The sequence below is a fragment of the Streptomyces asiaticus genome (assembly GCF_018138715.1).
Classification (GTDB): domain Bacteria; phylum Actinomycetota; class Actinomycetes; order Streptomycetales; family Streptomycetaceae; genus Streptomyces; species Streptomyces asiaticus.
The window spans coordinates 8,913,454-8,925,405 of record NZ_JAGSHX010000006.1 but is presented as its reverse complement, the minus strand read 5'-3'; the positions used below and the strand labels follow the sequence as shown (position 1 = coordinate 8,925,405).

12 protein-coding genes and 2 pseudogenes are annotated in these 11,952 nt (G+C 71.4%); 8 read left to right on the top strand and 6 right to left on the bottom strand.

Going from position 1 to position 11,952, the window contains the following annotated elements; translation table 11 throughout:
• Positions 1-57: 57 nt before the first annotated feature.
• Positions 58-639 (top strand): annotated as a pseudogene (locus KHP12_RS51960) (FAD-dependent monooxygenase); the annotation flags it as partial.
• Between the two features lie 275 nt (positions 640-914).
• Positions 915-1,175 carry a hypothetical protein gene (locus tag KHP12_RS51955; protein WP_086881575.1) on the top strand — a complete coding sequence of 87 codons (261 nt, stop codon included), beginning with the start codon at positions 915-917 and terminating at the stop codon, positions 1,173-1,175.
• A gap of 40 nt (positions 1,176-1,215) precedes the next feature.
• On the opposite strand, the gene KHP12_RS45670 is transcribed toward KHP12_RS51955, so the two are convergent.
• Entirely contained in the window at positions 1,216-1,728 is a 513-nt protein-coding gene (locus tag KHP12_RS45670) for a MarR family winged helix-turn-helix transcriptional regulator (protein WP_244202755.1), read from the bottom strand.
• A gap of 151 nt (positions 1,729-1,879) precedes the next feature.
• Between KHP12_RS45670 and KHP12_RS45665 the strand changes: the two genes are divergently transcribed.
• A complete protein-coding gene (locus KHP12_RS45665; RefSeq protein ID WP_211835000.1) occupies positions 1,880-3,082 on the top strand; it encodes an FAD-dependent monooxygenase in 1,203 nt (400 codons plus the stop codon).
• Between the two features lie 13 nt (positions 3,083-3,095).
• Here KHP12_RS45665 and KHP12_RS51950 read toward each other — a convergent pair whose 3' ends face one another.
• Entirely contained in the window at positions 3,096-3,428 is a 333-nt protein-coding gene (locus KHP12_RS51950; RefSeq protein WP_086881574.1) for a hypothetical protein, read from the bottom strand.
• On the opposite strand from KHP12_RS51950, the gene KHP12_RS45655 reads away from it, so the two are divergent.
• Entirely contained in the window at positions 3,423-3,818 is a 396-nt protein-coding gene (locus KHP12_RS45655; RefSeq protein ID WP_086881573.1) for a hypothetical protein, read from the top strand. The genes KHP12_RS51950 and KHP12_RS45655 overlap by 6 nt on opposite strands.
• A 47-nt stretch (positions 3,819-3,865) precedes the next feature.
• On the opposite strand, the pseudogene KHP12_RS45650 reads toward KHP12_RS45655, so the two are convergent.
• Positions 3,866-4,411: pseudogene (locus KHP12_RS45650) on the bottom strand (hypothetical protein); the annotation flags it as partial.
• Positions 4,412-4,447: 36 nt separating this feature from the next.
• Positions 4,448-5,371: a LysR family transcriptional regulator gene (locus tag KHP12_RS45645; protein ID WP_086881572.1), complete on the bottom strand. Its 924-nt coding sequence runs from the start codon at positions 5,369-5,371 to the stop codon at positions 4,448-4,450.
• A 70-nt stretch (positions 5,372-5,441) separates the two neighbouring features.
• Between KHP12_RS45645 and KHP12_RS45640 the strand changes: the two genes are divergently transcribed.
• Together KHP12_RS45640 and KHP12_RS45635 are read left to right on the top strand one after the other, a co-directional pair.
• Complete coding sequence (locus tag KHP12_RS45640) at positions 5,442-5,759, top strand: hypothetical protein (protein ID WP_211834580.1); 318 nt, start codon at positions 5,442-5,444, stop codon at positions 5,757-5,759.
• Positions 5,756-6,502: an SDR family NAD(P)-dependent oxidoreductase gene (locus tag KHP12_RS45635; protein WP_211834579.1), complete on the top strand. Its 747-nt coding sequence runs from the start codon at positions 5,756-5,758 to the stop codon at positions 6,500-6,502. Before KHP12_RS45640 ends, KHP12_RS45635 begins: the two co-directional genes overlap by 4 nt.
• A gap of 134 nt (positions 6,503-6,636) precedes the next feature.
• Here the strand turns inward: KHP12_RS45635 and KHP12_RS45630 are convergent, their stop codons facing one another.
• A complete protein-coding gene (locus KHP12_RS45630) occupies positions 6,637-7,374 on the bottom strand; it encodes a class I SAM-dependent methyltransferase (protein ID WP_086881569.1) in 738 nt (245 codons plus the stop codon).
• Positions 7,375-7,512: 138 nt separating this feature from the next.
• Here KHP12_RS45630 and KHP12_RS45625 point away from each other — a divergent pair, with 138 nt between their 5' ends.
• On the top strand, positions 7,513-9,912 hold the full coding sequence (locus tag KHP12_RS45625) for a beta-L-arabinofuranosidase domain-containing protein (protein WP_086881568.1): 2,400 nt from the start codon (positions 7,513-7,515) through the stop codon (positions 9,910-9,912).
• A 163-nt stretch (positions 9,913-10,075) separates the two neighbouring features.
• Positions 10,076-10,531, top strand: a complete 456-nt coding sequence (locus KHP12_RS45620) for a DUF6010 family protein (protein WP_244202756.1) — start codon at positions 10,076-10,078, stop codon at positions 10,529-10,531.
• Between the two features lie 49 nt (positions 10,532-10,580).
• Here KHP12_RS45620 and KHP12_RS45615 read toward each other — a convergent pair whose 3' ends face one another.
• Complete coding sequence (locus KHP12_RS45615; protein WP_086881567.1) at positions 10,581-11,909, bottom strand: FAD-dependent monooxygenase; 1,329 nt, start codon at positions 11,907-11,909, stop codon at positions 10,581-10,583.
• Positions 11,910-11,952: the final 43 nt, after the last annotated feature.

The following is an 11,952-nucleotide window of genomic DNA, read 5'->3' as shown; positions in this document are numbered from 1 at the left end:
GAATGCCGGTCCGGTTCCACAACGCCGACGGCACCTTCCAGGACGTTGACCTCAGCGGTGGAGTGGAACAGACCGGTCGCCGATCTGGTGCGGCACACCGGACATGTCGAGGCGGTGTTCGCCGACAGTGCGCGTGCCACGGCCCGCTATGTGATCGGCGCCGACGGCGGCTCCGGGGCGGTCCGGCGCCTTCTGGATGTCGCGTTCCTCGGCGAGACCGACGAGGACGAGCGGATGCTGCTCGGCGATGTCCGGCTGGACGGCCTGGACCGCGACCACTGGCACATCTGGCAGGGCCCCCAGGGCGGTTCGGTCGCGCTGTGCCCGCTGCCGGCCACCGACACCTTCCAGATCCAGGCGCCCGTCGCCCCCGGCGACACCGGCGAACCGACCCTCGAGACCTTCCAGCGCATCGTGGACACGCTGATCGGGCCGTACGCGGTGCGGCTGCGCGAGGCCACCTGGCTCTCCCGCTGGCGACTGAACGTCCGCATGGTCGACCACTACCGCGTGGGCCGGGTCTTCCTCGCCGGGGACGCCGCACACATCCACTCCCCCGCCGACGGCCAGGGCATGAACACCGGTGTCCAGGACGCCGTCAATATCGGCTGGAAGCTGGCCGCCGTGCTCCACGGCGGCGACGAGTCCCTCCTGGACACCTACCAGGCCGAGCGGCTTCCGGTGGCGGCGGCCGTACTCGGTCTGTCCTCCCGCCTCATGGGACAGGGCATCGGCGAGCATGGCGAGGACACCGAGCGGATGCTACAGATGGGCCACACCTACCGTGGCGGGCCGCTCGCCCCTGCCGGGCCCGCCGAGGCGGAGGGACCGATCGCCGGGGACCGCGCACCCGACGCCCCCTGCCACGGGGCCGACGGGCGGCGGGTGCGGCTGTCCGACCTCCAGCGCGGCGGGTGCGGCTGTTCGACCTCCAGCGCGGCGGTCACTGGACCCTCTACGGATTCGGGGTACGGCCCCGGCCACCGCACCCCTCGGTCCGCGCCGTGGCCATCGGCGGCGAGATCACCGACACCGGCGGCCACGCCCGGCGGGCGTACGCCGCCACCGACGGCGAGTGCGCCCTGGTCCGCCCCGACGGGCACATCGCCATCCGCACCCACGATCAGGCAGCCATCGACGCCTACCTGCGCCCCGCCCTGCCCCAGGCCCCGTAAGCCGGTGTCAGCCCAGCTCATCCGGGTCACGGGCCTCCGCTCAGCCGGCCCGATCGTCGTCGAAGCCGTTCAGATGGGCGGTGAGGTCGTCCACGAAGCGCGCGAGCAGGCGGCCGAAGACCTCGCGGTCCTGGGGGCTCCAGCCGGCGAGGGCGTCGCTGAACCAGCCGAGTACGGTCCGCATATAACGGTCGGTCGCGGCGGCTCCCTCGGCGGTCGGCTCGATGAGCCGGGCGCGCTGATCGTCCGGATCGGTGACCCGGCGGACCAGCCCCCGCCGCGCCAACTCGTTGATCTGCCGGGTGACATGGGGCCCGACCACCTGCATCCGCGCGGCGATCTCCCCCACGCGCAGTGGGGTGCCCGCCACGTGCAGGGCGACCAGCACCGACATCGCGGGGCGGTCCACGGATACACCGGCGGCCTCCATGGCGCGCTCGGTCACCCGGCCCCGGTTCACGGCGCCGCTGAGCTGCGTCAGACGGGGCAGCATGGCCAGCAGGTCGTGTTCACCGCCGCCGCCCTGCCCGGCCTCCGGTCCCTCGGCGGTCATACCCGGCCTCCACATCTACCTAAGTTAGGTATATAGTCTTCTCATCGACCCCGAACCCCCGGGGCTTTTCACGCCATGAAAAAGGATACCTGAGTTAGGTATACGACGGGCCCTTCCCCGGGAGGGCCGGAGAGGAGCGCCCATGGGCGCCATGAACATCACGCCGCGGCGTACGGTCCTGGTCTCCGGCGCCAGCATCGCCGGTCCCGCGCTGGCCTACTGGCTCCGCCGGTACGGCTTCGCGGTCACCCTCGTCGAGAAGGCGGCCGCGCTGCGCGGTGGCGGCTACCCCATCGACATCCGCGGCACCGCCGTCGAGGTCGTCCGGCGGATGGGGGTGCTCCCCCGGCTCCGGGACGCCCACGTCGGCATCCGCCGGATCTCCTTCCTCGACGAGCAGGGCGACCCGATAGCCGCCATCCGGCCCGAGGCCATCTCCGGCGGTGTGGAAGGACATGACCTCGAAATCCCGCGCGGAGAGCTGGCCGAGATCCTCTACGGCGCCATCCGGGACGACGTCGAGATCCTCTTCAACGACTCCATCGCCACCCTTCACGACCACGACGGCGGAGTGGACGTGACCTTCCGCGGCGGCGCCCGGCGCACCTTCGACCTGGTCATCGGCGCCGATGGCATCCACTCGCACACCAGGAGCCTGGCCTTCGGCCCCGAGGAGGGCTACCACCGCTACCTCGATCACTGCTTCGCCGGATTCACCATGCCCAACCACCTGGGGCTCGCACACGAGGGGCTCAGCTGGAACGTCCCGGGCCGGACCGCCGTCCTCTACGCGCCCCGCGACGACGACCGGGTCCACGCCTTCCTCAGCTTCCTGCGCCCCGACCCGCCCTTCACCGCCTTCCGCGACCCCGCCGCCCAGCGCGAACTCGTGGCCGGGGTGTTCTCCGGATACGGATGGGAGGTCCCGCGGATGGTCGCCGCCATGCGCGACAGCGACGACCTCTTCTTCGACGTGGTCAGCCAGATCCATATGCCACGGTGGTCCACGGGCCGGGTCGCGCTGGTCGGCGACGCCGCCTACGCGCCGTCGTTCTTCTCCGGCCAGGGTTCGAGCCTGGCGCTGGTCGGCGCGTACGTCCTCGCCGGTGAACTGGCCGCACACGCCCACCACGACGACGCCTTCGAGGGGTACGAGCGCACCCTGCGGTCGTTCGTGGAGCTGAACCAGGCCCTCGCCGACGAAGGAAGCGCCGGTGTCTCCCCTCGCACCGCCGAGGACCTGGCCCGGCGCAACAAGGCGCTGCGCGAGCCGTCCGCCGTGCTCAGCAGTGCCGGCCGGGACGTGCATTCGGCGCTGGCCCTCCCCGGCTACGACGGCCACGACGCCTCGTGAGGACAGTGCCGCGTCAGCTGGTGGCGCCGATGGCCGAGGTGGGGCCCGAGCCGGAGCCCACGATGGACGGCACCCGGTCGGCGGGGTCGAGGGAGTAGGAGTAGTACGCCTTCGGGTCGAACGCGGTGCCACCGCTCTCGTTGCGGCCACCGGCGGCACGGACGATGTGGCGACGGGACGCACGGGCGGTGCGGCGGAGTTCGACTGGTTCCGGGTGGGTCCGATTTTCTCCCAGATGGCCGATGACGGGCGGTTCGGGACCAGTCCCCGCGGATTGTGGTGCCCTGTCTGCCGGAAGGGGCGCCCAGGAGGGCGCCCCGCGGAAGCCGGGAGGAACACCATGCACGAGCGCCTCGCCGCCACGGCAGCCATGTCCGCGGCCCTCGTCGCCGTACTCGCCAGTGCGCCCACCGCGTGGGCCGAGCCCAGTCCGCCCGACTGCCCCGCAGGGAACGTCTGCGTGTTCGACAGCAACGTGGGCACCGACGGTCCGGCCGTGATCAAGACGACCGGCAACTGGAGGGGCTCCCACCAGACCGGCATCGTCGGCAGCACGATCTTCAACAACGGCACCCGTCAGCCGGGCCACGATCACATCCAGGCCACCTGGGTCTTCAACGGCCGGCTGTACGACAGGTGCCTCCACTTCAACCCCGGCCCCGGCGACTACAAGTTGATCATCGGTGACCACGCCACCATCACCAGCCTCACCTGGCGCGGCGAATGCGACTTCTGAGCGGGCCGGCTTCCCCTGCCCGTCAAGGGCAGGGGAAGCGCTCAGAGGCAGCGTGCGTAGTTGCCGTCCTGGTGGAAGAAGCGGCCGCAGCCAGGGGAACACTGCGGGGCGCCGCCGCTGTCGAGGTTCCCGGCGTAGATGTCGACCGAGTTGTCGGTCCACTGGAGCGTCGAGCGGTTCTTCACCGCCCAGCCGACGATGTTGACCGGGACACTGGTGTACGGCCAGGCGTTGTGGCCCTTGCCGTTCTCCACCATGGCCGCCATCCACTTGGCGAACTGCTTCTTCAGCGCGGCGTGGATCTGGTCGCGCAGCGCGGCGCTGACCGGGGCGTCGGACTCCCAGCGGACGCAGTAGTTGACGCTTCCCCTGTTGGCCATGACCTGGTCCCAGCCGTAGTTGCGGAAGCCGTAGAGGTCCGGATAGGTCGACTCGACGTGGTTCCACACCTCGCCCAGCGGCTGTACGAGGTTCGCGGGCGGGTTCCAGTCGTCGGCGACGCGCGACGGGGCGGCCGTCGCGACACCGGGCGCGGCGACCAGTGCGGCCAGGGCGGCCGGCACGGCGGCCAGGCGCGCGAGGAATGAGCGCACTGTGAACTCCCTTGAGCAGCTGGCAGGTTGTCAGCCTCAGGTCGCCGCCACGGCCGCTTCGGTTGCCGCAGTGTACGGCCCTCGGGGAGTAGTCGTGTGCGGCCCTCGGGGAGTGTCGGAACGGGCCTGAGCGGTGAGCGCGGCGGCCACGAACGACGCGACCAGCGGCCGGCGGTCCTGCTTGTTCCAGGCGAGCAGGAGGCGGCTGGGCGGCGCGTCGGTCACCGGGACGCAGACCAGGCCATCCGGGGCCGGATCGACCAGCGAGCGGGGCAGCACCCCGATCATCCGGCTCACCCTGATCATATGCAGCATCTGGACCACGTCGGCGACCTCGGGCCCGGTGCCGTCGCCTCCGGGAACCCCCTTCCAGCGCGGCAGCGTCTCACCCTCCAGATCGGACAGGTGTACCTCTGCGCGCCCGGCCAGCCGGTGCGCTGACGGGACGATGACCACGCGGTCCTCGGTGTACAACGTCTCGTGGGCCAGGCCCTCGAGATCGTCGAACGGCGCGTAGAGCAGGCCGACATCGGCCCGGCCGTCGCGCAGGAAGTCGGAGCGGTCGGCGGGGCCGCTGAACAGGATGTCCACCCGGCGTGCGTCGGGCTGGTGGGCGTACCCGGCCAGGATCCCGGACAGCAGACCGGCATCGCCACCGGGCTTGATCACGAACCGCAGATGGGCCTGGGTGTCCCCGGCGCGCCGGGCGTTCCGGACGGCGGCGCCGACCGCGTTGAGCGCATGCCGCCCGTGTTCCCGCAGCGACTCCCCGGCCGGGGTGAGCTCGACGCGCCGGCTGGAGCGGAGGAACAGCGGGACACCGAGCCGGGTCTCGATCCGCCGGATCGCCTTCGACAGCGCCGGCTGGGCGATCGAGAGCCGGACGGCGGCCCGGCCGAAGTGCAACTCGTCGGCGACCGCCAGGAAGTACTCGAGCTCACGGGTCTCCAGTTCGATCATGCCTCCAGGTTATCGCCGGATTCCGAACCGGTCTTGGACACCGGCGGCGTGCGCCCCGAAGAATCGAGGCATGATCTACCACACGATGATCGTTTCCTTCGATCAGCCGCTGCCAGAAACCGAACTCGACCGATACCTCACGGACATCGAACGAGTCATGCTCGACTCCGGTCTCGTACGGTCGGTCGTGACCCGGCGCCACCTTCCCATCCCCGGCGAGGAGGCCATCCCGGCGCTGATCGCGACCGCGATCGTGCAGGTGGCCGTGGCGGACACCGAGGCGCTGGCGAAGGCGTTCGCCGAGCCCGGCATGCACGAGGTCATCGAGCACTGGCAGTCACGGCACCCGTACAAGGTCGCCTGGGCGAACCACGAGCCGCTGGTATGAGCGACATGGCCCGGAAGGTGGGTCTGGTCACCGGCGCCGGAAGTGGGATCGGCCGCGCGACGGCGCTGGAGTTCGCCCGGTCCGGCGCCGCGGTCGCCGTGCTCGACATCGACGAGAGCACGGCGGCCGAGACCACCGAGATGATCAGGAAGGACGGCGGACAGGCGCTGTCCGTCGCCGTCGACATCGCCGACGAACACTCCGTGCGGGCGGCCGTCGAGCGCACGGTCGAGGCCTACGGTGGGCTCGACTTCGCCGTGAACAACGCCGGTCTGGCCTCGCACCACCGGCAGCTCGACCGGATGCCCCTGGACGAGTTCGAGCGCGTGGTCCACGTCAACCTGGCCGGCACCTTCCTGTGCATGAAGTACGAGCTGCCCCTGCTCGAAGGCGGTGGCGCGATCGTCAACATCGCTTCCAACGGTGGCCTGTACGCGATCCCGACCGCTCCCGCCTACGTGGCCGCCAAACATGGCATCGTCGGGCTCACCAAGGTCGCCGCGGTCGACTACGCGCCGCGCGACATCCGGGTGAACGCCGTCTGCCCCGGCCCGACCCGCACACCCGGGCTCGAAAAGGTGGCGGCGGGCACCGACATGCTCGCCACGCAGGAGGCGATCACACCACTCGGCCGGCTGGCCACCCCTCGGGAGGCCGCGGCCGCGGCGATCTGGCTCTGCTCGGACGCCGCGTCCTACATCACCGGGATCGCGCTGTCGGTCGACGGCGGGCGCCGGGCATAGGAGCCTCGGGGTCGAGGAGCACACGGCCACCGAGGCGTTCCGACCCGTCGCGCACGGCCTGGAGGCCAGGCCGTGCGACGGCTCCCCCACGGCCTGGACATCGCGCCGGGCAACAACCGTGGCGTGCGGCCCGCTCACACCGGCCGGGTGGCCACCACCAGCCGGCAGCGCGGGCTGCCGTCCGCCCGGCGGCCGAGGTCCTCCAGGGCTCGCAGCTCGACCTCGAACCCGGCCCCGAGCAGCTCCTTCCACACATCCCCGAGCCGAAAGGTCCGGTAGTACATCACAAAGGACGGCCGCCACACCGCGTTGCGCACCCGCATCGCGGTGTCGAACGCCAGGAGCGACCAGTAGGGCCGGGACCCCGGGCGGGCCGGTGCCACGATCGGGAAGGCGAACCGGCCGCCCGGGCGGAGCACGGAGTGGACCTGGGCGAAGAGCCCGGGCCGCTCGCGCGGCAGGAAGTGGCCGAACGCCCCGAAGCTCACCGCCAGGTCGAAGACCGGCCCGAACGGAAGGGCGCGCGCGTCGGCGCGTACCCAGTCCGTGCGCGGGGCGTCCGGCACCGTCCGCGTACGCTCCCGGCCCACGGCCAGCATGCCCGCGCTGAAGTCGACGCCGGTGATCCGCTCCCGGCACACCTGGCGCAGTACGCCCATGCCCGCGCCGGTCCCGCAGCACACGTCGAGGCCGCTGCCGAAGGGGCCGAGCGGGCGCAGGGCGCCGGTCACGGAGTCCAGCACCGAGGCCGGTGTCCGGTACGCGGTGTGGTCGAACTTCGGGGCCAGCAGATCGTAGCCGCGCTCGACGGAGGACAGCGCCTGGACGACGAGTTCGGGGAAGGTGGGGCCCTGGCCCTGAGGTGCGGACATCGCGCTCAGCATAGAGCCCACCGGGGCAGGGCGGCCTGTCGAACTTATGGACAGCGCGCCGATGGCGTGCTGTGATGCGCGACAACGATGTCAGGCACCACCCGTCTTCCTCGGCACCCCACCGACAGGAGCCGCACGATGCCCCTCGACCGACGTCGCTTCCTCCGCACCAGCGTCCTCACCCTCGGCGCCCCCGCGCTCGCCGGGCACCTGGCCACGGACGCCGCCGCATCCCCGGCCCGGCGGCCAAGGGCCCCGCTGCCCGACGCCTTCGACCGGCTCCCGTCCGGGAGCATCACCCCGCGCGGCTGGCTGGCCGAGCAGCTGCGCCTCCAACTCCACGGCCTCTGCGGCCGGTACGAGGAGCGCTCGCACTTCCTCGACATCAACGCCACCGGGTGGACCCACCCGGACCGGGACGGCTGGGAGGAGGTGCCCTACTGGCTGCGCGGCTATGTCCCGCTGGCGGTGGCGACGCGCGACCAGGCGGCGCTCGCCAACGCCCGCCGATGGATCGACGCCATCCTCGCCACCCAGCAGAGCGACGGCTCCTTCGGGCCGCGCTCCCTGCGGACAAAGCTGAACGGCGGCCCCGACTTCTGGCCGTTCCTCCCCCTCCTGATGGCTCTGCGCACCCATGAGGAGTTCACCGGCGACCAGCGCGTCGTCCCCTTCCTCACCCGCTTCCTGCGCTTCATGAACGCACAGGGGCCGGGCGCCTTCGACTCCAGCTGGGTCTCCTACCGCTGGGGCGACGGAATCGACACCGCGATATGGCTCCACCGCCGCACCGGCGAGGCGTTCCTTCTCGACCTCGTCCGGAAGATGCACACGTACGGCGCCAATTGGGTCGACACCATCCCGACCCCGCACAACGTCAATATCGCCCAGGGCTTCCGCGAGCCCGCCCAGTACGCCCAGTTGACCGGCTCCGCCGAGCTCAGACAGGCGACCTACCGCGCCTATGCGTCGGTGCTCGGCGCATACGGCCAGTTCCCGGGCGGTGGCTTCGCCGGGGACGAGAACTACCGCCCGGGTTTCGGAGACCCCCGGCAGGGGTTCGAGACCTGCGGCATCGTCGAGTTCATGGCCAGCCATGAGCTGCTGACCCGGATCACCGGCGACCCGGTGTGGGCCGACCGCTGCGAGGACCTGGCGTTCAACATGCTGCCCGCCGCACTCGACCCCCAGGGCACCGGCACCCACTACATCACCAGCGCGAACAGCATCGATCTCAACAACGCGGTGAAGTCGCAGGGGCAGTTCCAGAACGGCTTCGCGATGCAGTCGTACCAGCCGGGCGTCGACCAGTACCGCTGCTGTCCGCACAACTACGGCATGGGCTGGCCGTACTTCAGCGAGGAGCTGTGGCTGGCCACGCCCGACAAGGGGCTCGCCGCCTCCCTGTACGCCGCCTGTGAGGTGACCGCGAAGGTGGCGGGCGGTACGACGGTCACCGTCACCGAGGACACCGACTATCCGTTCGACGAGACCGTCACACTCACGCTGTCCACCCCCGAGAAGGTGGCCTTCCCGCTCCATCTCCGTGTCCCCGGCTGGTGCGAGAACCCCCGGATCGAGGTCAACGGCCGGGCGGTGGCCGCGCGCGGCGGCCCGGCCTTCGTCAGGGTCGACCGGAGCTGGACGGACGGCGATGTGGTGACGATCCGCCTGCCGCAGCGCACCACCCTGCGGACCTGGTCGGCGCGGCACGGCGCGGTCAGCGTCGACCACGGCCCGCTGACGTACTCCCTGCGCATCGGCGAGGACTTCGTGCGCTACGCCGGTACGGACACCTTCCCCGAGTACGAGGTGCACGCCACCACACCGTGGAACTACGGCCTCGCCCCCGGCGCCCTCCCCGTCCTCACCCACGACGACGGCCCGCTCGCCGCCAACCCCTTCACCCACGAGGGCACCCCGGTCCGCATGACCGCCCAGGCGCGCCGCATCCCCGAGTGGGTCTCGGACGACGAGCATGTGGTCACCCCGCTACAGCAGAGCCCGGCCCGGGCCGAAACACCGGCGGAGACGGTCACCCTCATCCCCATGGGCGCCGCCCGGCTGCGTATCACCTGCTTTCCCACGGCCTCGCCGGACGGCCGGGCGTGGACCCCGGAGCCGCCCTTCCGCCGCCTGCTCAACAAGCACAGCGGCAAGGTGCTCGCCGTCGACGAGATGTCCACGGCCAACAGCGCCCGCGTGGTGCAGTTCGACAACACACCGACGGGCGACCATGCCTGGCAGTGGATCGACCGGGGCGACGGCTGGTTCCTGATCCGCAACGGCCACAGCGGCAAGGTGCTGGGCGTCGACCGGATGTCCACCGCCAACAGCGCCATCGTCGTCCAGTACGAGGACAACGGCACGGTCGATCACCTCTGGCGGAAGGTGGACAACGGCGACGGCTGGTTCCGCGTCCTCAACAAGAACAGCCAGAAGGTGCTGGGGGTCGACGGCATGTCCACCGCCAACAGTGCCCAGGTGGTGCAGTACGACGACAACGGAACCGATGACCATCTGTGGCGGCTGGTGTGACCGGGCCCTGAGCGCGGCCGGGCGGAGGCCGTGACCCCGGCGATTATCCGTTGGAACGTGTCGGGAATGGTCCTGTGGAGCGGCCGGGGACGGATCTAGCGTGATGAACCGCCGCCGGCCGGGCGGCCAACGTTCCGTCACCCGCAGGAAGTTCTTCGGCATGATCCAATACATCGCTCCGGTCTTCATCGGACTCCTCTACGCGCTCCTGATGTCCCTGATCCGCGAACCGCACCGCCGGCGCTTCAACGCGATCATGGTCGGCGGAGCGGGTGCGGCCTACCTCAGCGGCGGCGGCCTGGACGGCTGGGAGTTCGCCTTCACCGTGGTCGCCACCTATGTGGCCTACCGTGGCCTGGAGTCGTGGACCTTCATCGGCATCGGCTGGCTGCTGCACACCGCCTGGGACATCGTGCACCACATCAAGGGCAATCCCATCGTCCCGTTCGCCCATGGCTCGTCGCTGGGCTGTGCGATCTGCGATCCGGTCATCGCGCTGTGGTGTTTCCGGGGCGGCCCGTCGCTGCTCCGGTTCTTCCGCAGGGAACGGTCCGGGGAGCCGGCCGCCACTGCCCTGCCCGGCTCCCTGTCCGCCGGGCGGTCGGCGGGGAACGGATGAGGGCGTCGGCGCCGGGCCGCCCGCCCGGCGCCATCTCCGCACGCGCTGTTCAGCGCCCGGCGCGTGCCGCTTCGGCGGCCGGGCCGGTCCAGGTCCGCCATGTGGTGTGCCAGCCGTCGGAGCCGTCCGTACGGACACCGGGTCCGGCCCAGGCGATATAACCGTCGGGGCGGACCAGCAGGGCGGGGCCGGAGTCGGTGCGCTCGGCCTGGGCCACCGTGGTGTCGACGCGCGAGGCGCCCTGCTCGCGGATCAGCAGAAAGCCACCGGCCCGCTGCAATTCGGTCAACCGGCCCTCGACGAGGGGGATTTCGGTCGCGCGGGTGCCCACCAGTGCGTGCCGTCGCCGTCCGCGCGGATAGCGCAGGGTGACGCCGGTGAAGCTTCCGGCGATGGTGTCGCGCACCGGGCCGACGCCCAGCAGGGCCGGGGCCAGATGGTCGCGCAGCCACCGCGCCGGGCGCGGCCTGAGGGTGACGGCGCGCATCATGGCACCGCTCTGGAGCAGGACACGGCCGCCGACGGGGTGGCGCTCCCGGTGGTAGGTGTCCAGGATGGCCGGGTCGGCGCCGCCGAGGGCGAGGTCGAGTTTCCAGGCGAGGTTGGCCGCGTCCTGGATGCCGGTGTTCATGCCCTGGCCGCCCATCGGGGAGTGCACATGGGCGGCGTCCCCGGCGAGGAAGACCCGGTCGTGCCGGTAGGAGCGCACCTGGCGTTCATCGCAGTGGAACCGGGAGTGCCAGCCGATCTCACGGACTCCGACGTCGCGCCCCATGGCCTCGGCCAGTACCCGGGTCACCTCCGTCTCCTCCACGGCGGCCTTGTCGGGCAGTTGGTGGCGGCGGTCCCAGGTCATCGACCGGTACCAGCAGGGGCGCGCCTTCCCGTACGGCACGAGGAAGCCGAAGACCTGGGGGGTGTTGCCCAGGGTGAGCCCGTTTCCGGCCGGGCCGTCGGTGAGGCGGACATCGGCCAGCACCACGGAGGTCAGGACCGTCTTGCCGGGGAAGTCGGCGCCGAGGAGGTCGCGGACGGTGCTGTGCGCCCCGTCCGCCCCCACGACGTACCGGGCTCGCCATGTGGCCGCGGGCCCGCCGCCGTTGGGGCGCGCGGTGACGGTGACCGCGTCGGCGTCCTGTGCGAGGCCGGTGACCTCGGCGCCGCGCAGCACCTGGGCGCCCTGGTCCCGGGCGTAGCGTTCGAGCGCCTGGTCCACATTGGTCTGCGGGGTGATCATCCCGTAGCGATGGCGAGAGGGCAGATGCGTCAGATCGAGCTTGGCGCCCGCGAACAGGTGGACGGCTTCGGTGGTGTTCGCCTCGGCCAGGAGGTCGTCGGCCAGACCACGGCTGTCGAGGACCTCCAGGGTGCGGGGCATGGTGACGAAGGCACGGCCTCCACCCGCCGTCCCGCCCCCAGGG